Source organism: Leuconostoc carnosum (genome assembly GCF_014207505.1).
In the GTDB taxonomy this organism is placed as follows: Bacteria; Bacillota; Bacilli; order Lactobacillales; family Lactobacillaceae; genus Leuconostoc; species Leuconostoc carnosum.
Genome location: NZ_JACHGL010000001.1, coordinates 50,843 through 74,347 on the forward strand (window position 1 = coordinate 50,843; position 23,505 = coordinate 74,347).

19 protein-coding genes are annotated in these 23,505 nt (G+C 37.3%); 18 read left to right on the plus strand and 1 reads right to left on the minus strand.

Features of this window, described 5'->3' with window-relative positions:
• Nucleotides 1-2: 2 nt before the first annotated feature.
• The 18 genes from alaS (at nucleotide 3) to recN (ending at nucleotide 22,070) form a co-directional block, all read left to right on the plus strand.
• A complete protein-coding gene (gene alaS / locus HNQ98_RS00230) occupies nucleotides 3-2,687 on the plus strand; it encodes an alanine--tRNA ligase (protein WP_135197646.1) in 2,685 nt (894 codons plus the stop codon).
• Nucleotides 2,688-2,818: 131 nt separating this feature from the next.
• Nucleotides 2,819-3,070 carry an IreB family regulatory phosphoprotein gene (locus tag HNQ98_RS00235; protein WP_014974659.1) on the plus strand — a complete coding sequence of 84 codons (252 nt, stop codon included), beginning with the start codon at nucleotides 2,819-2,821 and terminating at the stop codon, nucleotides 3,068-3,070.
• Entirely contained in the window at nucleotides 3,070-3,501 is a 432-nt protein-coding gene (gene ruvX, locus HNQ98_RS00240; protein ID WP_014974658.1) for a Holliday junction resolvase RuvX, read from the plus strand. Before HNQ98_RS00235 ends, ruvX begins: the two co-directional genes overlap by 1 nt.
• A 110-nt stretch (nucleotides 3,502-3,611) precedes the next feature.
• Nucleotides 3,612-3,908 carry a DUF1292 domain-containing protein gene (locus tag HNQ98_RS00245; protein ID WP_014974657.1) on the plus strand — a complete coding sequence of 99 codons (297 nt, stop codon included), beginning with the start codon at nucleotides 3,612-3,614 and terminating at the stop codon, nucleotides 3,906-3,908.
• A 166-nt stretch (nucleotides 3,909-4,074) separates the two neighbouring features.
• Nucleotides 4,075-5,553, plus strand: coding sequence for a cytochrome ubiquinol oxidase subunit I (locus tag HNQ98_RS00250; RefSeq protein ID WP_135197645.1), 1,479 nt, complete (start codon nucleotides 4,075-4,077; stop codon nucleotides 5,551-5,553).
• A complete protein-coding gene (cydB, locus tag HNQ98_RS00255) occupies nucleotides 5,553-6,566 on the plus strand; it encodes a cytochrome d ubiquinol oxidase subunit II (protein ID WP_014974655.1) in 1,014 nt (337 codons plus the stop codon). The genes HNQ98_RS00250 and cydB overlap by 1 nt, the downstream gene beginning before the upstream one ends.
• 99 nt (nucleotides 6,567-6,665) lie before the next feature.
• Nucleotides 6,666-8,387 carry a thiol reductant ABC exporter subunit CydD gene (cydD, locus tag HNQ98_RS00260; protein WP_135197644.1) on the plus strand — a complete coding sequence of 574 codons (1,722 nt, stop codon included), beginning with the start codon at nucleotides 6,666-6,668 and terminating at the stop codon, nucleotides 8,385-8,387.
• Nucleotides 8,384-10,108, plus strand: coding sequence for a thiol reductant ABC exporter subunit CydC (gene cydC / locus HNQ98_RS00265; RefSeq protein ID WP_135197643.1), 1,725 nt, complete (start codon nucleotides 8,384-8,386; stop codon nucleotides 10,106-10,108). Before cydD ends, cydC begins: the two co-directional genes overlap by 4 nt.
• 249 nt (nucleotides 10,109-10,357) lie before the next feature.
• On the plus strand, nucleotides 10,358-11,002 hold the full coding sequence (locus HNQ98_RS00270; protein WP_041773224.1) for a glycoside hydrolase family 73 protein: 645 nt from the start codon (nucleotides 10,358-10,360) through the stop codon (nucleotides 11,000-11,002).
• Between the two features lie 99 nt (nucleotides 11,003-11,101).
• Nucleotides 11,102-13,339, plus strand: coding sequence for a DNA helicase PcrA (gene pcrA, locus HNQ98_RS00275; RefSeq protein WP_135197642.1), 2,238 nt, complete (start codon nucleotides 11,102-11,104; stop codon nucleotides 13,337-13,339).
• A gap of 84 nt (nucleotides 13,340-13,423) precedes the next feature.
• Nucleotides 13,424-15,466, plus strand: coding sequence for an NAD-dependent DNA ligase LigA (ligA, locus tag HNQ98_RS00280; RefSeq protein WP_135197641.1), 2,043 nt, complete (start codon nucleotides 13,424-13,426; stop codon nucleotides 15,464-15,466).
• On the plus strand, nucleotides 15,463-16,605 hold the full coding sequence (locus HNQ98_RS00285) for a CamS family sex pheromone protein (protein WP_135198168.1): 1,143 nt from the start codon (nucleotides 15,463-15,465) through the stop codon (nucleotides 16,603-16,605). The genes ligA and HNQ98_RS00285 overlap by 4 nt, the downstream gene beginning before the upstream one ends.
• A gap of 55 nt (nucleotides 16,606-16,660) precedes the next feature.
• Nucleotides 16,661-17,947, plus strand: a complete 1,287-nt coding sequence (xseA, locus tag HNQ98_RS00290) for an exodeoxyribonuclease VII large subunit (RefSeq protein ID WP_135197639.1) — start codon at nucleotides 16,661-16,663, stop codon at nucleotides 17,945-17,947.
• Nucleotides 17,940-18,164 (plus strand): exodeoxyribonuclease VII small subunit, encoded by a 225-nt coding sequence (locus tag HNQ98_RS00295; RefSeq protein WP_014974647.1) that lies wholly within the window; start codon nucleotides 17,940-17,942, stop codon nucleotides 18,162-18,164. Before xseA ends, HNQ98_RS00295 begins: the two co-directional genes overlap by 8 nt.
• Nucleotides 18,157-19,065, plus strand: a complete 909-nt coding sequence (locus tag HNQ98_RS00300) for a polyprenyl synthetase family protein (RefSeq protein ID WP_135197638.1) — start codon at nucleotides 18,157-18,159, stop codon at nucleotides 19,063-19,065. Before HNQ98_RS00295 ends, HNQ98_RS00300 begins: the two co-directional genes overlap by 8 nt.
• Entirely contained in the window at nucleotides 19,062-19,904 is an 843-nt protein-coding gene (locus HNQ98_RS00305; protein ID WP_014974645.1) for a TlyA family RNA methyltransferase, read from the plus strand. Before HNQ98_RS00300 ends, HNQ98_RS00305 begins: the two co-directional genes overlap by 4 nt.
• On the plus strand, nucleotides 19,897-20,352 hold the full coding sequence (locus HNQ98_RS00310) for an arginine repressor (RefSeq protein WP_014974644.1): 456 nt from the start codon (nucleotides 19,897-19,899) through the stop codon (nucleotides 20,350-20,352). Before HNQ98_RS00305 ends, HNQ98_RS00310 begins: the two co-directional genes overlap by 8 nt.
• A gap of 38 nt (nucleotides 20,353-20,390) precedes the next feature.
• Complete coding sequence (recN, locus tag HNQ98_RS00315) at nucleotides 20,391-22,070, plus strand: DNA repair protein RecN (protein WP_135197636.1); 1,680 nt, start codon at nucleotides 20,391-20,393, stop codon at nucleotides 22,068-22,070.
• A gap of 62 nt (nucleotides 22,071-22,132) precedes the next feature.
• On the opposite strand, the gene HNQ98_RS00320 is transcribed toward recN, so the two are convergent.
• Entirely contained in the window at nucleotides 22,133-23,440 is a 1,308-nt protein-coding gene (locus HNQ98_RS00320; RefSeq protein WP_014974642.1) for an NCS2 family permease, read from the minus strand.
• Nucleotides 23,441-23,505 lie beyond the last annotated feature (65 nt).

The window sequence follows — 23,505 nt, forward strand, 5'->3', positions numbered from 1 at the left end:
TAATGAAAGAACTCACGTCATCTGAAATTCGGCAAATGTTTTTGGATTTCTTTGCGACAAAAGGGCATGACATTGTGCCGTCAAAAAACTTGATACCACAAGATGATCCAACATTACTATGGATTAATTCTGGTGTTGCGACACTTAAAAAGTATTTTGATGGTAGTGTAATTCCTGAAAATCCACGTATTGCTAATGCTCAAAAAGCTATTCGTACAAACGACATTGAAAATGTTGGAAAAACAGCACGTCACCATACACTTTTTGAAATGATGGGTAATTTTTCTATTGGCGATTATTTTAAAGAAGAAGTGATTCCTTGGGCTTGGGAATTATTAACCAGTCCTGAATGGTATGGTTTAGATAAGAACTTACTTTATGTGACAGTTTATCCAAAAGATCAAGAAGCTAAGCGGATTTGGCAAGAAAAAACTGATTTGCCAGATGGACATATTTATGAAGTAGAAGATAATTTTTGGGATATTGGTGAAGGCCCTTCAGGCCCTGATTCAGAAATTTTCTTTGATCGTGGCCCTGCATTTCAAGATCTACCAGACAATGATCCAGAAATGTATCCAGGTGGTGAAAATGAACGCTATTTAGAAATTTGGAATATCGTCTTTTCACAATTCAATCATCTACCTGGATTAACAGATAATGCAAAGTATCCAGAGTTGCCGCATAAAAATATTGATACAGGAATGGGCTTGGAACGTGTCGTGACTGTTTTCCAAAATGGTCGAACGAACTTTGATACTGATTTATTTTTACCAATTATTCAAGCAACAGAAAAATTGTCTGACAAGATTGCTTATGATGGGACTAAAGATTCAGAAACAAATACTAGTTTTAAAGTTATCGCAGACCACGTGCGTGCTATAACTTTTGCAATCGGTGATGGTGCCTTACCTACAAACGAAGGTCGTGGTTATGTGATTCGACGACTGTTACGCCGCGCGGTTTTGCATGGTCGTAAATTGGGTATAAAAGGTGAGTTTTTAACTAGTCTTGTGCCTATTGTCGGTCAAATTATGTTCAGTTATTATCCAGAAATCACAGATAATATGACTAAAATCCAAAAGACGATTGCTGCCGAAGAAAAACGATTCAATGCAACCTTGACAGGTGGTTTGGTATTACTCAATAATGTTATTGATACGGCTAAGCAAGCTGGAGAAAAACAGATTTCAGGGGTAGATGCATTTAAACTATCTGATACGTATGGTTTTCCTTTAGAATTAACGCAAGAACAAGCACTAGATGCTGGTTTAACAGTTGATGTTAATGGATTTAATGAAGCATTACAAGCACAACGTATCCGTGCTCGGGCTGCTAGAAATAATAACAGCAGTTCAATGGGCGTTCAAAATGCGGTATTAACAGATTTGAAAGTGGCTTCAAAATATGTTGGTTGGACGACTACACGTGTAGAACAAGCACAAGTAGTTGCTATTATTGGTCAAGATGAGCAAGGAATTGATGCCTTATTAGATTCAGCTCAAGCCAATAACCAGTTACAATTTGTCTTTGATAGTACACCATTTTATGCAGAAATGGGTGGTCAAGTAGCAGATTTAGGAGACATTTTAAATGATAAAAATGATGTGATCGGTCATGTCGTTAATGTACAACGCGCACCAAATGGGCAACATATTCATACTGTCGATGTTTTAAGTGATATAAATTCAGGGGATCATGTTAACTTACGTGTTGATTTGGCTCGTCACATAGCAGTATCTCAAAACCATACGGCAACACATTTACTTGATCAAGCATTACGTCAAGTTATTGGTGGCGATGTACATCAGGCTGGCTCACTTGTGGAACCAGATTATTTACGTTTTGATTTCACGCATGAAGGACCGGTCAATCCAAGCACATTAGATCAAATTGAATCACTTGTTAACGATGAAATTGCTAAAAATTTACCTATAACATGGGTTGAAACAGATATTGAAACGGCTAAGAAGATGGGAGCAGTTGCCGTTTTTGGTGAAAAATACGGCAAACAGGTTCGTGTTGTGTCAATTGGTGATTTCAATAAGGAATTTGATGGTGGGACACATGCCAACTCAACAGCAGAACTTGGTTTATTTAAAATAGTATCTGAATCTGGTATTGGTGCTGGTGTCAGACGTATTGAAGCAGTCACAGGTTTGCCAGCATTAGCTATATATAAATCAGAAGAACAAGCCCTAAAAGCGATTGCTTTGCAGCTTAAAGCACAAAAGTTAACAGATACACCAGAAAAAGTTGCAGATTTACAAAATGATTTGAAAGCAGCACAACGACTGGTTGAGTCACTGGAATCTAAACTGGCTAATGCAGCTGCTGGTGACTTGTTCCGTGATGTGAAGACAATTAATGGGCACACCTATATCACAGCTCAACTGCAAGTTTCTGGTATGGATGGCTTACGTCAAGTTGCTGATAATTGGAAAGAAAGTTATCCATCTGATGTATTGGTATTAGCAGCAGTAATTGAAGAAAAGGTTAGTCTGATTGTTGCTGCTTCACCTAATGCCAACCAAAAGGGTATCAAAGCAGGACAATTAATAAAGCAAATTGCACCACTTGTCGGTGGTGGTGGTGGCGGCCGTCCTGATATGGCACAAGCAGGTGGTAAAAATGCTGCTGGTATTAATGATGCCTTTACAGCAGTAGGAGATTTCTTAGCTAATTTATAGACATCATCACAGTAATTTATGCTGAATCACGGTTTTTGTCATATGATTGTCATAATTTTCTTGTAAAATAGATGATATGATTGGCAAGAAAAGATAATAGCACCAATAGCTTATAGAAAGGAGCGTGTACTATGTCAGTAAACGACGAAACAACAATATTTGATTTTGGTAACCAAATGCCAAAAGATATTCATGATACATTAGAGATTGTTTATAATGCCTTAGAAGAGAAAGGCTATAACCCAATTAACCAAATTGTAGGTTACTTGATGTCAGGAGATCCAGCTTATATTCCACGTCTCAATGATGCGCGTAATTTAATTAAGCGCCATGAACGTGATGAAATTATTGAGGAACTTGTGCACGCCTATTTGAAAAAATAATGCGGATACTTGGATTAGATGTAGGTAGTCGAACAGTTGGCGTAGCGGTAAGTGATCCTATGGGATGGACAGCTCAAGGCGTTGAAATTATTCGAATTAACGAAGATGAAGAGCAATTCGGTCTTGATCGATTAGGTGAGATTATCAAAGAAAAACAAGCCAATGGGGTTGTTTTAGGCTTACCTAAAAATATGAATAACAGCGAAGGCCCACGTGCTAAAGCTGCGCGTGATTACGCAAAGATGGTAACAGAGAAATTCAATTTACCAACAGATTTTCAAGATGAACGATTAACAACTGTTCAAGCTGAGCGTATGCTCATTGAGGAAGCGGATGTATCGCGTAAAAAGCGTAAGCAAGTGATTGATAAAATAGCAGCTGAATTTATTTTACAAAATTATTTAGATGCAAATGGTAAGTTGACAAAATAATCGCTGACAACGTTTCTATACGAAACGTTGTTTTTACGTTATAATGAACTTATTAAACTTGAAGGGAATGTAATTGTTATTTTGCAATAATGACAATTACTTTTAAAATAATGGCAAATCCAGAAGAAATACAAAAAATAACTTTAGTTGATGAAAATGGTGATGAAACACTATACGAAATATTGTTTACTTTCCATTCAGAAGAGTATAGTAAAGACTATATTTTGCTAGTTCCGGAAGGTGTTGAGGACGACGAAGAAGTTGATATTCAAGCTTATATTTTCAATCCTGATGAAAATGGCGATGCTACAGAAGAAGACCTTGTCCAAATTGAAGATGACAAGGAATGGGACATGGTTGAAGAAGTGTTGAATACTTTCTTGGATGATGATACTAACTTTTCATAAACAGAAAAAACGCGAGAAGCGTTTTTTTGTTACATTTTTTTAACAACTTTATTTCTTATCAAGTGATAAACTATATACAGAGGAGATATTCACATGTATGTGAGTCTCTTGAATATGAAATATATACTGAGATAGTGCAATCATTCAGTATATTCTGGAGGAAAAGATGGTTACTTTAGTAGGCATTGTTGAGCTGGCACGTTTTCAGTTCGCAATGACAACAATTTTTCACTTCTTTTTTGTGCCAATGTCTATCGGACTAGGTCTCGTTGTATCTGTTATGGAGACAATGTATGTTTTCAAAAAAGATAAGATATATAAAGACATGGCGCAATTCTGGGGGAAAATTTTCTTATTGAGTTTTGCTGTTGGTGTTGCCACAGGATTGATTCAAGAATTTCAATTCGGTATGAATTGGTCGAGATATTCACGATATGTTGGTGATATATTCGGTTCATTACTAGCTATTGAGGCGTTAGTTGCCTTTTTTGCGGAATCAACATTTATTGGTTTATGGTCGTTTACATGGGACCGCTTCAAGCCAGGTCTTCACGTCTTGTTGATTTGGATTGTTACCATTGCATCTGGTCTTTCGTCATTATGGATTTTGGCAGCTAATTCATTCATGCAAAATCCAATTGGCTATGCGATTGATAATCATCAAGGGCGTGCAGAATTAACAAGTTTTGGCGCTTTAATTACCAATAAACAGCTGTGGGTACAGTTTCCGCATGTAATTGTCGGTACATTTGTTACAGCCGGATTTCTTGTTGCGGGTATGTCAGCTTTCAAATTATTGAAATTAAAGAAAAATGATATACAAATACCATTTTTCAGAAAATCAATCAATATTGCGCTGGTAATTGGTTTAATCGGTGTCGTTGGTGCCTTGATTACTGGAGATCGGCATGCGTTTGATCTGCAGTCAATGCAGCCAATGAAATATGCTGCTATGGAAGGTGTTGATGAAACTATCACATCATCTGAACGTAAAGATAAGGCACAACCTTGGTCGTTAATTTCGGTTACTAATCCAGATACTCACAAGGTCATTGCTAAAATTGAAATTCCATACGTATTATCTATTTTAGGTAATCACTCATTAACAGGTGGGAATACAACTGGAACCAATGAACTGGAAAAAGAGTTCCAAAAGAAATATGGTAAGACGCATAGTGATATTAAAAATTACTATGTACCAGAAAACACATTATTTTATGCCTTCCGCGTGATGGCTGTTGGTGGTGGTGGCTTGATGATGCTAGGCGTTGTTGCCCTGTGGATGAATCGTAAAAAATCAAAGTTAATTCTCACTCAGCGTTGGTTCTTATGGATTTTAGGTATTACTACGTTTATACCATTTGTGATTAATACAGCTGGTTGGTTAGTCACTGAATTAGGTCGTTATCCTTGGGTTGTCTATGGGTTGATGCCTATTAGTGATGCGGTTTCACCTAATGTCTCGGTTGCATCATTATTGATTTCTAATATCATTTACTTTTTGACATTTGCGGCAATTGGCGGCATTATGATTTGGTTATCACGTCGTGTGTTGCATAGTGGACCATCTGCTGAGCAAGAAGCGGATGATGCGGTAGAATCAAGAGATCCTTATGAGCATTTGATAGAAGGGAGCGAAGCTTAATGACTACATTAGAGTTAGTATGGTTTATTTTGATTGGTGTCTTGTGGGCAGGTTTCCTTTTCTTAGAAGGATTTGATTTTGGCATTGGGATGCAGTTCGCTTTTAATGCGCGTGATGACAAAGATCGTGAAGCTTTATATCAAGCTATAGGACCTAATTGGGATGCTAATGAAGTTTGGTTGATAACTGCTGGTGGGGCAACTTTTGCTGCCTTTCCAGGATGGTATGCCTCGTTGTTTTCAGGATTTTACTTAATGTTGTTTATTGTGCTGTTATCATTGATCTACCGTGGCGTTTCATTTGAATTTCGTGAGCACATGCCAACGATTCAAGCAACACACTTATGGGAACGCTTAATTGCCTTAACATCATTTTTGGTACCATTTTTCCTAGGTATGATTTTAACAGCAACTGTTTCAGGTATGCCGATTGATGCACATGGTGATCTATCTGCTAGATTCTTTGATTATGTAACACCAATGACACTTGTCGGTGGGGTTGCCGTTGCTTTGATGAGTTATGTGCATGGCTTGAATTATACACGCCTGCGCATCGAAGGGAAAATTCAGCAACGTGCTTTGACACAATTACGATACCTATATCCAGTTTTGTTAGCTGGTGAAGTGATATTTGCAGTATTATTGTTTTTCTACACCGATTTTTATCAAACAAAAGCGATGTGGACAATCATCATTTTGGCATTTATTGTCTTAATTACTGTTTCAGGTTGGTACATTGCATTGAAGAAACAACATGAGATAATACCATTTATATTATCCGGTTTATCATTAGCTAGTGTTGTTACGCTATTATTTGTTGGGTTGTTCCCGCGTGTTATCGTGGCAAATAATCCAATACACAATCTAACGATTGTATCTACTGCTTCATCAGCGTATACATTAAAGCTAATGACAATCGTTGTATTAACAGCTTTGCCAATTACTTTAGTGTATCAAATATGGAGTTTCTGGGTATTTCGCAAGCGAATAATCTCACATAAAGTAGTTGAATAATACTGAGCGGAACGTTTACAATTAACATGTAAACGTTTTTTGATTTTATAGTATGATCAATAAGTTATCAAAAATAAATTTGTTTAGGAATAAAGATAAGTGATCGATAAAAGGTTATTTCAATTAAATGGGATCATTAAAACGCTCATTGGGCTAGTATTGATGACGGGATTACAAGGGTTGTCCATTCTAGCACAAGGTATTTTTTTAGCACGTGCTATTGTTGGATTTTGGGAAGGACAATCCTTAAGTGGTATCGGAATAGACATAATTTCTTTTGCTGTGGCATTTTTAATGCGTCAATTATTAATCGTATTAAAAAATCAATATATGTCACACTTTGCTGATCGTGCTGTTGAAACGTATCGTGTCCAATTGTTATCAAAATATATTGAAATTGGTCCAAGTGTTATTGCCAAGACAGGAACAGGAACGGCAGTAACCACGCTTGGTGCTGGCTTAGACAATGTTAAAAACTACTTTCAACTTTTATTAATAAAAGTATTTGATCTGAGCATTATTCCTTGGTTAATTTTAATTTATATTTTTTACCTGAAGTGGGAGCAAGGTTTATTCTTATTACTCATTTTCCCAGTTGTCATTATCTTTTTTATTATTCTAGGTTTAGCAGCACAAAGTAAGGCAGATGCTGAATTTGCTAATTTTAAAAATCTGAACAATCGATTTGTTGATGCACTCCGTGGGTTACCAACACTTAAGCAGTTAGGCTTGGCAGATTCTTATAGTGACGAGATTTACAATATTTCTGAAGATTATCGTAAAACAACCATGCGCACATTACGCGTTGCAATTACATCAACTTTTGCGCTAGATTTCTTTACAACACTTTCCATAGCAGTCGTGGCTGTCTTTTTAGGATTTGATTTATTAGATGGGAAAATGGCACTATTACCAGCGTTATCAATTTTGATTCTAGCACCAGAGTATTTTTTGCCATTACGTAATTTTTCTGATGATTACCACGCGACTTTGAATGGTAAAAATGCTTTGACTGATGTAATGGATATTCTTGGTAAACCAAGTGTAAAGAATCGGCATAAATTGTTGCTAGACCAATGGCGAGCTGATAGTGAGCTCGAATTAGCTCAGGTTAGTTATGGCTATGAGGATAAGTTAGTCCTCAAAAATATTGATATACACATCAAAGGGTATCAAAAAATTGCTATCGTAGGTGAAAGCGGTTCTGGTAAGTCAACATTATTAAATATTTTAGGTGGTTTTTTACAACCCAATACTGGAGAAATCAAACTTAACGGGCAAGATTTACCACATTTAATGCAATCAGATTGGCAAAAGCAGTTTTTCTACATGCCACAACAACCATATATCTTTCATGACACATTACGTGGCAATATTAAATTTTATGCGCAACATGCAACCGATAAAGGTATACAATTAGCAGTCGTTCAGGCAGGTCTTACACAATTAGTTTCTGAGCTACCGAATGGGTTAGATACAATTATTGGTGAAGGTGGCCGGCAACTATCAGGTGGGCAAGCACAGCGTGTGTCACTCGCACGTATGTTGCTTGATGATCAGCGTCAAGTATTACTATTTGATGAACCAACGGCTCACCTAGATATTGAAACAGAATATGATTTAAAACAAACAATGGCACCTATACTAGATTCACATTTGGTCTTTTTTGCTACACATCGGTTGCATTGGCTTGATCAAATGGATTATGTGATTGTATTGCGTAATGGAGAAATTGTGGAACAAGGGTTGCCACAGAATTTATTAGACAAGCCAGATAGCCAACTGAATATATTACGTCATGAGTTAGGAGGTAGACAATGAATAAGCTCAAACAATTACTATCTGATGATCATTGGATTGTGCCATTTTTAAAATTTCAAAAAGCAGGTTTGTTTTGGTCGATTTTTTTGAGTCTGCTAACAACTTTGGCTGCCGGTGCATTGATGTTTGTTTCTGGCTATTTGATTTCTCGAGCAGCGCAACGACCAGATAATATCTTGTTAATTTATGTACCAATTGTTCTGACGCGTGGTTTTGGGATTGCACGGCCGGTATTCCGTTATACGCAACGTTTAGTATCACATAACTGGGTATTACGTGTGGTTTCACAAGCACGCAAACGGCTATATAGTAGCATGGCTAGCCAAGCGAGCAGTATTCGCGGTCGCATGCAAACAGGTGAAGTACTCAGTTTACTGGCTGACGATTTAGATCGACTACAAAATTTGTATTTGCGAACTTTGTTTCCGTTAGGCGCAGGAATATTGTTATATATATTTGTGAGTTTGGCTTTTGGTATTGTTAATTGGTTGTTTATGATTTGGTGGTTTTTGGTATTAGCAATCATTTTAATTGTAATACCTGCTATCAGTTTTGTAATTAATCGGCCGAGAGTACATCATCAGAAAAAGTTGCAAAATAAATTGTATACAGATGCAACGGATGCAGTTTTAGGATTACAAGACTGGGTTTTATCTGGTCGGCAGAATGATTTGGTAGCCTATCAGGGTCAAGTGATGTCAGAGTTGGCAGATACTAAAAACAAAGAAATGCGCTTTGGCTGGTGGCGAGATTTTACCATTCAAGCATTGGTGTTGATATTAGTCATTACTACCTTACTTTGGGCTGGTAATCAATTTTCTGACAACCACGTGATGGTTAACTATATTGCAGCCTTTACACTAGCTATTTTTCCACTTGTAGATAGTTTTATTGGGGTTAATCAAGGTGTTAGTGAAGCATCATTTTATGAAGATAGTATTGAACGTTTGAATGATTTACCATTACCAACGGTCATGTCAGACAGCGTTTCCCATATTCACAATGCTACCATCAATTTTAAAAATGTTACATTTAAGTATGATGAACAATTGATAATTGATCAACTGAATTTAACCATTCATTCGGGTGAAAAAATTGCCTTATTAGGTCGTTCTGGTGCAGGTAAGACAACATTATTGAAGTTGCTTTCTGGTGATATTGAACCAAATAATGGGACGGTGACCATTGATGACCAACCAACTATTAATTTGCAGCAACAATTATCACATATTGTTGCTGTGTTAGATCAACAGGGTTACTTATTTAATACCACCATTTTAAATAATGTGCGGATGGGTAATGTTGATGCGACTGATGAACAAGTTAAGGCAGCGATTAAACAAGCTGGCTTACAAGCATTGATTGAGAGTTTGCCAGACCAATATGAAACACAAATGCAAGAAGCTGGCGCACGTTTTTCTGGTGGAGAACAGCAGCGTTTTGCATTAGCACGTATCTTATTACAAGATGCACCAATCGTTATTTTAGATGAACCAACTGTCAGCTTAGATCCTAAAACGGAATCTGATGTTTTAACACAAATTTTCACGGTGTTACATGATAGAACGATTATATGGGTGACACATCATTTAACGGGCATTGATCATGTTGATCATGTGTATTTTCTAGAGTCTGGTAACTTTACATTAGCGGACACACCCGAAAAGCTCAAAAAAACATCACCACGCTTCCAACAATTATTAGCAATGGATGATTATTAGTACCTAATTGGTTTAAGAAGATATGTCACGTTGTGTTCTCTATTAACATGAGTTTTTAATAAAAAGCCTTATCTTCGATGAGATAAGGCTTTTTTAACTGATAAAATCAATATGTTATTAGTAATTGTACTAGAACATATTTAACTGATTATGTGATAATATGAATGAGTTAATAAAAATCAACTACAACTATTTAATATCTAATATAACTCATGATGTAAAAATATATAGAAAGGATACTTTTTAATGATGGCAAAAAAAAGACGCAAACGTTCAAAAAAGCAGTTGAAAAAGTTGAAAAAATTAAATTTCTGGATATTAGTCAGTAGCATTATTATATTAGCAATCTTAGCTACTTTTGTATCACAAACTGTGATTTACGAAAGGCAACAAACAGTCAAAAAGGGTGATATGACACGCGAAAATAAAATTGCATGGATTAACCAATTAGCGCCTTACGCAAGGCAACTGCAAGAGAAATATGGTGTAATTGCTTCAATTAGTATTGCACAAGCAATTTTAGAGTCTGATTGGAATACGTCAACTTTAGCATCTAAATACAATAATTTATACGGTATCAAAGCAGATGCTGGACAAAAAAGTGTCGTTTTACCGACACAAGAATTTGAAAATGGGCAATGGGTAACTATTCAAGGACGATTTGCTGCTTATGATTCGTGGCAAGATAGTATGAAAGCGCATGCGAAATTACTATATCATGGCACGAGTTGGAATTCAGCACAATATCAACATGTTTTAGCGGCTAAAGATTATAAAGCTGCTGCTGTTGCTTTAACGCAAGATGGTTATGCGACTGATCCAACATATGCTAAAAAGCTAATTGATGTTATTCAAGAATGGCATCTATCCAGATTTGACGTGCCACAAAAATAACTAGGTGTCATGTCTTTTTTATTGTTATGTATACGAACTAATGTTCCGTATAGAAATCTGGTATAATGAGAGAAGCGAATTTACACTTTAGGAGTAACTATGTCAGTAGAACAACTTATCAATGGAATGAATGATAAACAGGCTGAAGCCGTACAAACAACCGAAGGGCCTTTGTTAATTATGGCAGGGGCAGGATCAGGAAAGACACGCGTTTTAACACATCGTATTGCACATTTAGTACAAGATTTAAATGTGTTTCCATGGCGTATTTTAGCGATTACATTTACAAACAAAGCAGCAAAAGAAATGCGAGAACGTATTGGTAACTTGTTATCTGAAGATGTTGCTCGTGATATTTGGGTATCAACTTTTCACGCTTTAGCGGTACGCATTTTGCGACGTGATGGAGAAAGTATTGGGTTATCTCGCAATTTTACAATTATCGATACGAGTGCCCAACGAACATTAATGAAGCGCGTTATTAATGATTTGAATTTGGACACTAATCAATATGATCCACGTGCAATTCTAGGTATGATTTCCAATGCTAAAAATGACATGTTACGACCAAGAGATTATGCAAAGCAAGCGGACAATGGCTATCAAGAAACCGTTGCTGAAGTTTACATTGCTTATCAAAACGAACTGAAGCGTTCTCAAAGTGTTGATTTTGATGATTTAATTATGTTAACGATTGACTTATTTCAAACAGCGCCTGAAGTTTTGGAACGCTATCAAAAGCAATTTGAATATTTACACGTTGATGAGTATCAGGATACTAATGATGCGCAATATACGATTGTTAATATGTTGGCAAAGCGCTCACAAAATTTGGCGGTCGTTGGAGATGCTGACCAATCAATTTATGGTTGGCGTGGCGCTAATATGGATAATATATTAAATTTCGAAAAAGATTATCCTGAAGCACATAGCGTGATGTTGGAACAAAATTATCGATCAACACAAAATATTTTAGACGCAGCTAATGCTGTGATTAATAATAATAATGAACGTGTGCCAAAAAATTTGTGGACCCAAAATGGTAAAGGTGACAAGATTACCTATTACCGTGCGCAGACCGAGCGTGATGAGGCTAACTTCATTTTGTCAAATATTCAAAAATTACGTGATGATGAAAAAATGGGGTATAGTGATTTTGCTGTTCTATACCGTACTAATGCACAATCTCGTAACATTGAGGAAGCTTTAGTAAAAGCTAACATGCCATATACGATGGTTGGTGGGCACAAGTTCTATGAGCGAAAAGAAATTTTAGATATTATGTCTTACATGAACTTGATTACCAATCCTAATGATAATGCTGCCTTTGAGCGTGTTGTCAATGAGCCCAAACGTGGGTTAGGTGCTACATCGTTAACTCGTTTGCGTCAGTTAGCTACACGTCTGAATGTCTCTTATATGACGGCGATTGATAGCATTGAACTGGCACCGGATATTTCAACAAAAGCTACTTCTAAATTTTTGGCATTTGCTGACATGATGCATGATTTACGCCAACAATCTGAATTTTTAAATGTGACAGAGCTTGCTGAAATGGCAATGACGCGGTCGGGTTACCGTCAAATGTTAGCTGAGAAAAGCGATCCAGATAGTCAAGCGCGTTTAGAAAACTTGGAAGAATTTTTGTCAGTGACAAAAGAGTTTGATGATAAATACAACCCGGATGATCCTGAATCTGTTGACCCTATGACAGATTTCTTGGGTTCAACAGCCTTGATGAGTGATTTGGATAACTTTGAAGAAGGTGACGGGGCTGTGACTTTAATGACACTCCACGCTGCCAAAGGGCTTGAATTTCCAGTAGTATTTTTAGTGGGGTTGGAAGAAGGGATTTTTCCTTTGTCACGTGCTGTAATGGATGATGACTTATTGGAAGAAGAGCGTCGATTGGCCTATGTTGGTATCACGCGTGCTAAAAGAAAACTATTCTTAACAAATGCTTTCTCGCGGCTGCTTTACGGTCGTACACAAGCCAATGAGGCCTCACGATTTATTGAAGAAATTTCGCCAGAACTACTGGACACACAATATGCCAGCGCTACGGGTTCACGTGTATTACCTTTTGATCGTAAAACACAAATGGCAACAAGTACAGTATATAAGGCAACGCCAGTTACAAAAGTTACTAATGGTACGACGGATGGCAATAAAACAACATGGTCATCTGGTGATAAAGTTTCACATAAAAAATGGGGTATCGGTACTGTTGTATCGGTTACAGGAGATGCTAATGATCAAGAATTGAAAGTTGCATTTCCTTCCGAAGGGGTTAAACAATTGTTGGCAGCCTTCGCACCAATCAGCAGAGTGGATTAATTAAGATGCTGTTTGTCTGGAATTTTAAGTGCTATTAAAATGGTTATTGTTAGGATGAATGGCAGTGACAAGGGTAGGAGAATAATGTTACCAGAATTTAACCCAATTGGACAATTAACAACGCAAGAGGCACAACAAGAAATAGCTAAATGGCAAGATGAATTGACACAATATGGCGTGGCATATTACGAAAAAGATGCACCACTTGTGGAGGATTATATTTATGACGCTATTTATGCACGATTAGTTGACTTAGAATCAAAATTTCCACAATTTGTAACACCAGATTCACCAACACAAAATGTTGGTGGTGCTAATAAATCAAATTTACCAAAAGTCATACATCCAGCACCAATGTTATCTTTAGGGGATGTATTTAGTTTGGCGGAGTTAGATGAATGGGATGAACGAACAACTAAGTCTTTAGGTTTTCAGTCTGCTTATAATTTAGAATTAAAGATTGATGGGTTAGCAGTTGCTTTAACGTATGTTAAGGGCCGATTAATTCAAGCATCGACAAGAGGCAATGGTATGATTGGCGAAGATGTGACGACAAATGTTAAAACCATTCAAACTATTCCACAAGTACTGCAGGAGCAGCTAACGATTGAAGTGCGTGGTGAAATTTATATGTCAAAGGCCAGTTTTGCGGCACTAAATTTACAACGTGAAGTTGATGGATTGGAACCATTTGCTAATCCGCGTAATGCTGCGGCCGGATCATTACGTCAACTTGATGCTAGAATTACTAAAAAGCGTGATCTATCAGCTTTTGTTTATTACACAGCAGAACCAGAAGTTTTGGGTGTAACAACACAAAGTGGGGCTCTAAAACGTTTTGCAGAACTAGGATTACCGACTGATACCCATAATCAGGTGGTTACAAGTATGCTTGATGCAGAAAATTATATTGATCAGTATACAACCCAACGTGATGATTTATCTTATGGTATTGATGGTGTAGTTGTTAAAGTTAATCAGTTAGATAATCAGTTGGATTTAGGAAATACTGTTAAAATTCCACGCTGGGCGATTGCCTACAAATTCCCTCCAGAAGAGGCATTAACAGTTGTGCATGATATCGAATGGACTGTTGGGCGAACAGGTGCAGTGACGCCAACTGCTGTTATGAATCCTGTCCAATTAGCTGGCACAACAGTGCAACGGGCTAGTTTACACAATCCTGATTATCTTAATGCAAAAGGTATCCGTATTGGGGATACTGTTACATTGCATAAAGCAGGTGATATTATTCCAGAAATTGGACAAGTTATTTTAGATAAACGGCCCAATGATAGTAAAATGTATGATATACCAACTATATGCCCTGCCTGTGGATCAGAATTAGTTCACTTGGAAGGTGAAGTGGCATTGCGCTGTATTAATCCAGCATGTGCTGCCCAAATACAAGAAAGCTTAACACATTTTGCTTCACGAAATGCAATGAATATTGATGGTATGGGCCCCCGTGTTATTGGACAGTTATTAACAGCCAGTTATATTAAGGATGTAGCCTCTATTTATCAATTAAATAAAGACCAATTATTGTCACTAGAAAAATTTAAAGAAAAATCAGCTACAAATCTATTGGCCGCTATTGAGCAATCTAAAGAAAATTCTTTGGAACGTTTGTTGTTTGGTCTTGGTATTCGAATGGTTGGTGCTAAAGCTGCGCGGTTAATAGCAGAAAAATTTCAGCATTTATCAGCTATTTCAGAAGCAACAGTCGAAGATATTTCTGCTATTGACGGTATTGGATCAGCAATTGCGGGTTCGTTGGTGCAATATTTTGAAACACCACAATCTCAACAATTAATAGCTGAATTAAATGAAGCAGGTGTGAATCAAACGTACTTGTCAGATGTATCGATTGATGAAAATTCGTTCTTTTATGGTAAAAGAGTTGTTTTGACTGGTAAACTAGAGCAAAATAGTCGTCCAGTCGCAACTAAATGGTTACAGGATCATGGCGCAAGTGTGACAGGTTCAGTATCTGCCAAAACAGACTTATTGATTGCTGGAGAAGCCGCAGGTAGTAAGTTGACAAAGGCTAACGAACTTGGTGTAATGGTATGGACAGAGCAAGAGTTTGTTGATACACAATCAAAAGAGGATAGTAACAGATGAGACGTATAGGTTTTCGAGGATACATGATAATTGCGGTGATTATTGCAATCATCGCTGTTGGTATATTGTATTTTTTTAATATTAATCGTGTGGCACCTACGGCTACGAAAAAAACAAGTGGTGTACAAATCACTCAGAGTGCTTCTGGACAATACCAAACAGTGATTAAAAATGGCCGTTATTTGGTGAGTGCAGCAAGGGGTATTACTGCTACAGCTGAGCCGAATAATCTAGATGTTAAGCACTTTGAATCAAACTTACTCGGTTTAGCAAAAACACATTTTAAAACAAGCCAGTATATTTTCCAAGAAGGTCAATATTTATCTTCAGATAAGGTAACAAATTTATTGGATCGGAAAAGCTCAAGTAATGCTGATGGCTTAAATCCAGAAAATAATGGTAAAACTGGTGATTCACGTAACCCAATTTATGTTCAAACACTGACTGAGCAAGATTTTATGACCAAAGATGGTAATGGGTTAAAATTAGCAGGTATGGTTATTGGTGTTGCGATGAATACGCAGGATGAATATCAAAAAGAAAAGTACGGGGCTACATACACGCAAGATATTTCCGAGGCCGATCGCATAGCCTATGGTAAAAAAATCGCGCCTCGTATTATTCAGCAAGTTCGTAAGCAATCTGGTGTCTCAGAAAAAACGCCTATTGTGATTGCGATGTACGCTAATGCTTCTTCTGATTCATTAGCACCCGGTAGCTTTTATGCAGAAGCTACTAGTAACGAGGGTAGTAGCTTAGAAACATGGTCGGATATTGATAATAAATCAATCGTTCTGCCAAAAGAGTCAACTGATACTTCAAAGCTTGGTAGTGATGAGAATAGTGGTTTTTCTAATTTTAAAAATGATATTGCTAATTTCTTCCCTAATATTGCTGGATCAACAGCTGTGGCCAATTTTAAGAATGGTACGCTATCCGGTATGAATGTTACTGTGACCACTCAATTTTATAGTCAAACAGAAATTGATAGTTTTACTACGTATGTGGGGCAAGCTGCATTAAAGTATTTGCCAAATAATGTGCCAATTCGTATTGTTGTTCAAACAGCTAACGAAACGCAGGCAATTTTAATACGTAATGTTAATGATAAAACATTTACTACAACGATTCTTGATTAAGCATAGTTCGCTATGCTTTTTTTGTATATATGCATAAAAATGGTATAATTTAACTATGTCTGAATCACAAAAATACCTCACAATTAGTGCATTAACTGCTTATTTAAAGCGTAAGTTTGATGCCGATCCTTATCTAGAGAAAGTTTACATTACCGGTGAAGTTTCTAACATTGGTCGTCGTCGAGGACGGCATTTATATTTTTCAATTAAGGATCCAAATGGCAATGCAGTTATTTCGGCTACTATGTTTTCGTATGCCAATCGTATTAAATTTCAGCCTGAAGAGGGGATGAAAATTAATGCAATTGGACGTATACAAATTTATGAGCCTAATGGCTCGTATGCCATTATTTTAGAACAGATGACGCCAGATGGTATTGGTGAATTATTTCTGGCCTATGAACAATTAAAACGTAAGTTACAAGCTGAAGGATTATTTGATTTACCAAAGAAACGCTTACCACTATTTCCTAAAAAAATTGCTGTGGTAACTTCACCTACTGGTGCGGTGATAGAAGATATTGCCCGTACAGCACAACGCCGATTTCCTAGTGCGCAAGTGGTGTTATTTCCAGCTGTCGTTCAAGGTGAAAAAGCTGCGCCGACAATTATCAAACAGATTAAACGGATTGATGCTTCGAGTGATTATGACACATTAATTGTTGGTCGTGGCGGCGGTTCAATTGAAGATTTGTGGGCTTTTAACGATGAAGTGTTGGCACGTACAATTGCGTCAGCTACAATACCTGTTATCAGTTCTGTTGGTCACGAGACTGACAATACTTTGGTAGATTTTGTCTCTGACCATCGTGCGGCGACACCGACAGCAGCGGCTGAATTAGCGACACCAGTGACATTAGAACAACTCGTCACGCGTTTTAATGAATTGCAATTACGATTAAATATGCGCATGAAACAACTGATTGATGTGAGACGCCAACGTGTTGAGCGTATAGCCGAACATATTATTTTTCAGCAACCAGATCGCTTATATTCGGGATATACTCAGAGATTGGACCAATTATCATATATGTTATTGCAAACAATGCAGCAACGTATTCAAAATACGCAACATCAATTTATGACACTGATACAGCGCCAACTACAATTACGGGCACATTTATTACAGCAGCCACGTGATACTGTTAATCTGTTAACAGCAAAATTAGATTTAGTGAGCCCATTAAAAATATTAACAAGAGGTTATGCTATTGTTGAAAATCAAGGTGATGTCGTCAGAAAAATTTCTGACATCAATGTTGATGACGATATTAGTGTCCGTTTTTCAGATGGTATGGCAACTGCTAAAATAGTAGAAAAGAGAGCTTTAAAAAATGAATGAAGAACCAACTTTTGAAGAAAAATTACAGCAACTAGAAAGTATTGTGAGCCAACTAGAAAAAGGGGAACGTCCGTTAGAACGTGCGTTAGTTGATTTTCAGAATGGCGTAAGTTTAGTAAAAGATTTACAGACCACATTAAAAAATGCCGAAGATACGTTAGCAAAAGTGATGGATGATAATGATAATCTAACAGATTTGGAATTGACAAATGACTAGATTAACAAACTTTCAAAATGACTGGTTACCAAAAATTGATAACCAATTAAATTTAGATTTGGAAAAAGTATCAAGTGATGATCATGTTGTAGCCATGTTAAAATATGCTGTGCTGAATGGTGGTAAGCGTCTACGACCATTATTGACGCTTGCGATTGTAGATAGTTTTGATCAAAAAATAACACCTAGCATTTTAAAAGCAGCTACTGCAGTTGAATGGGTGCATTCCTATTCGTTAGTGCATGATGATTTGCCTGCAATGGATAATGATTTGATACGTCGCGGTCAGCCGAGTGTGCATGCGCGTTTTGGCGAGGCAGAAGCAATTTTAGTGGGTGATGCTTTACTAACAGGTGCTTTTGATGTTGTGGTGACGGCTAATGATAATGCGAATGAAAATGAAGCTATTGGATCTGACGAGTTACTGGCCATGGTGCAGAACTTATCGCATCAAGCAGGTGGTTCGGGTATGGTTCTTGGACAAGTGCATGACATGCAAAATCATAATGCTCAGGGGGCATCGGATAAAGATTGGTTAATAAATGATGTTTATGTACCAAAGACTGCTGCACTTCTACAATACGCGGCGTTATCAGGTGGCCGATTAGCCTATTTTTCCGAAACTGTTGAACATACTCAGACAAATCAAGACTTATTTAACATTGGGCGTCATTTTGGAATTGCTTTCCAAATTCAAGATGATTTAGATGATTTTGATCAAGATGACCAGGAAGATGTGGGTTCTCTGCCACATCTAATCGGTGTAGCAGCAGCAAGACAACAGCGTGATCAATATTTGGCAAAAGCAGGACAGTTATTAACTGAGGTATCAAAACGTGAAACATCATTCGATCGTACATTATTAGATGATTTTTTGAACTTGATTGGAGATAAAATATGAGTGCTGTGGATAAAGAGCGCGTTGACATTTTGTTAGTGCAGCAAGGGTTGTTTGAGTCCAGAGAACAAGCCAAACGTGCAGTAATGGCTGGTGAAATTCTTGGTGAAAATGAAGAACGGTTGGATAAGGCAGGCCAAAAAATCCCAGTGACCACGGAATTGCATTTTAAAGGTGAAAAACTAAAATATGTTTCACGTGGTGGCCTGAAATTAGAGAAAATATTAGAAAATTTTGATGTATCAGTTAAAGATAAAACAGTGCTAGATATTGGCTCGTCCACTGGTGGCTTTACCGATGCATCACTACAAAATGGTGCTAAACTAGTCTATGCATTAGATGTTGGTACCAATCAACTTGCTTGGCGATTACGTTCTGATGAACGTGTTAAAGTGATGGAAAATACAAATTTTCGTTATTCAAAACTAGCTGATTTTGAATTTGGACAACCAAATTTTGCCACGATTGATGTTTCATTTATATCTCTTGGCTTAATTTTGCCACCTTTATCAAACATCATCACAATGGGTGGACAAGTTGTTGCTTTAATCAAGCCACAATTTGAAGCTGGACGAGAAAATGTCGGTAAAAATGGAATTATTAGGGACCCATCAGTTCACAAACAAGTACTGCAAAGTGTCGTGCAGATGATGGTTTCGGATGGCTTTTCAATTGACGCATTAACTTATTCACCAATAAAAGGTGGGCAAGGAAATATTGAATTTTTGGCCATTATAAGACGTGATGAGGTACCTGTAATTAAATCTGATATTGATGTTGATCAATTATTAGAACAAACTTATATGCAATTGAATCAAACAGGAAATAATGACAATGAATAAAAAAGTGCGACAAAAAGAATTGTTGACATTAATTCAGAATCAACAAATTGGGCGCCAAGAAGATATTGTTGCCTATTTTGAAACACTAGGTGAAACAGTTACCCAAGCGACAATTTCTCGTGATATCAATGAATTGAGTCTGATTAAAGTACCAAATTCTCATGGTGGTTTTCACTATCATTTGCCAAAGCAAGATGATCGGCCGCGTTTACAACGCTTAAAGCGCGCTTTACAACAAAGCTTTTTAAGTCAACGCGCACAGCGGGGTCAAATTATGATAAAAGTACAGCCAGGAAATGGGCAACTTATTGCCAATTTGTTTGAACAAGTACAGTTTCCAGAAGTATTTGGTACTTTAAGTGATGATGGTTCTGTTCTCGTATTATTAAAAGATGGTGTATTACCCGCTCAGATGACAAATATTATACAGAAACTACTTGAAAAATAAACGAGACATAGACGGGTTAATTTGATGATTGGAACAGTATGTTAGAAAATCTTATTATTGAAAATTTTGCGATTATTGAAAAGGTGAATTTAGAATTTGACGGTGGAATGAGCGTCTTAACTGGTGAAACAGGTGCAGGAAAATCAATTATCATTGATGCTTTGTCGATGCTAACTGGTGGCCGTGCGAATTCTGAGATGGTGCGCCACGGTAGTCATAAGGCAGTTTTACAAGCGGTTTTTAGTGTACCCAATAATACAGATTTGCTCAATGATCTTGATCATAATGGTATTACTATCGAAGATGGTGAGTTAATCATTTATCGTGAATTAAACCAAAATGGACGTAGTACTATTCGAATAAATAGTGTTTTAGTTAATTTGAAAACATTATCTGCTATTGGGCAACATTTGGTGGATATTCAAGGACAAAATGATACACAACAGCTATTAAATAGTGAAGAACATTTGCCCTTGCTGGATGCATTTGGTGGTGAAAATCTTGCAATCGTTAAGCGGCAATACGCCAAGTTATTTAATGATTTTCGTTCAATCACGCAACACATTAGAAAAATTCAAACATCACAGCAAGAAATAACGCAACGACTAGATCTATTGCAATTTCAGCAACAAGAACTAAATGATGCCGCATTAGAAGCGCATGAAGAAGAACACTTACTAGATTCACGCGGTAAACTGATCAATTTCAAAAAAATTGCTGATCGTTTGCAGAGTGCGCAAACTGCGCTTAATGGCGATCAAGTTGGGGCTGTTGATTTGTTAGCAGAAGCGATGCATGTGTTGCAAGAAATTTCAGAATACGATGATAATTATGCCGAATTAGCAACCACAATTGCAGATAGTTATTACGTCGCTCAAGAAGTTGGACGTGATGTTGATGAGCAGATGGGTCAACTAACATATGATGAAACAGAGTTATTGCGTATTGAAGAACGGTTACAGTTGATTCATTCTTTGGAAAGAAAATATGGAACAACGGTCGCTGATGTTCTAGCTTTCCAATCAAAAGTTGATCAGGAATTATCAGCTATTGATCATGATGAATACGATATAGAACAACTTCAGATAAAGAAAAATGAATTAAGACAAGTTTTACGTAAACAAGCTATTAAATTACGAGAAGTCAGGCAACAAGTTGCCCGAGATTTAGAACAAAATGTGAACCAACAATTGAGTGACTTGTTGATGCCTGGTGCTGAATTTGAAGTACATTTTGAACCAATTGAAGGTTTTGTGTCATCAGGAACAGATAAAATTGAATTTTACGTTCAAACAAATATTGGTGAAGGTATGGCGCCGTTAGTTAAAATTGCATCTGGTGGTGAAGCTGCGCGATTAATGTTAGCGTTAAAAACAACATTTGCTAAGCAACAACATATTATTTCAATTATTTTTGATGAGGCAGACACAGGTGTATCAGGTCGTGTTGCTCAGGCAATTGCAAAAAAAATGATGACAATTGCTACTGATTCACAAGTATTAGCGATTACTCATCTACCACAGGTTGCCGCGGCCGCCACACACCATTTTTTAATTTCAAAAGCAACTGAAAATGATCGTACCATCACTAAAGTACAGCATCTTGATGAAAATGGACGGGAACGTGCGATTGCAATGATGTTATCAGGAGATAAAATTACTGATACTGCACTTGCTAATGCCAGAGATTTACGTCTTCAGGCAACTGATATAAATTAACACATAAAAACGATTGAGTTATTGGCTCAATCGTTTTTATGTGTTAATTTTTTAGATCGCGTTTAATGTGCGACAACCACCAAGAACAAAATGAACAGAACAGCTAACGCGTACATTAAGGGATGTACTTTTTTTCCGCGTCCAGTTGCAATCATAGTAATGGGGTATAAGATAAATCCAAGAGCGATACCATCTGAAATTGAATAAGTCAGTGGCATACCAATGACAATTAGGAAAGCAGGCGCAGCAATAGCAAAATCATCCCATTCAATTTGGCGAAGGCTGCTAGCCATTAACACACCGACAACAACTAAAGCAGGTGCAGTAACTTGTGATGTTACGACTGTCAAGAGTGGTGAAAAGAACAGGGCCAGTAAGAAAAATAGGCCAGTAAAGACACTTGTTAAACCAGATCGACCACCAACTGCAATACCTGATGACGACTCAACATAAGCTGAAGTTGGAGAAGTACCAATAACTGCACCGACAGTCATTCCCACAGCATCAGCCATTAATGCACGACCAGCGCGGGGCATTTCATTATTTTTCATGAAACCAGCTTGTGTTGCTAAACCAATCATTGTACCAGCAGTATCGAAGAAAGTAACAAGTAAGAAGGTAACAACAACTGTGACCATCTGCAAAGAATTAATATCACCGATATGCATCACAGCAACACCAAATGTAGGCGCTAACGATGGTGCAGATGAAACAAAGGCTGTTGGTAAATTGATTAAACCAAATAGTATACCAGTAATTGAGGTAATAACCATACCAATGAAAATAGCCGCAGGCGTCTTACGCGCTAATAAGATAAAGGTAACAATAATACCAAATATTGACAACAAAGATGTTGGCGTTGTTAAATGTCCTAATGATACCATAGTACTTTTATTGGCTACAATTAAACCAGCGTCATGTAATCCTATAAATGCGATAAACAACCCAATACCTGCAGCAATAGCAAGCTTTAAATTCTGTGGAATAGTGTTAATTATTTTTTCTCGAATTTTAAAGAAGGTTAGTACCAAGAAAATTAAAGCAGCAACGAAGACACCAGCCATAGCTGTCTGCCATTTAACACCCATGCCGATAACAACTGAATAAGCAAAGAAGGCATTGACACCAAGACCGGGTGCAATAGCAATAGGATATAGAGCAACGATACCCATAAACAATGTTGCTACAGCTGATGCGATGGCTGTGGCGGTGAAAACAGCCCCTTTGTCCATTCCTGCATCACCCAGAACCGAAGGGTTGACGAATAGAATATAGGCCATTGACGCGAACGTCGTCAGACCAGCAATGAACTCTGTTCGAACTGAAGTATTCAATTCGCTGAGTTTGAAATAATTTGCAATCGCAGACATGATTGCCTCCCAAATATATTGTAACGATAAACGTTCTACTTAATCATAACAACATTAATCACGAA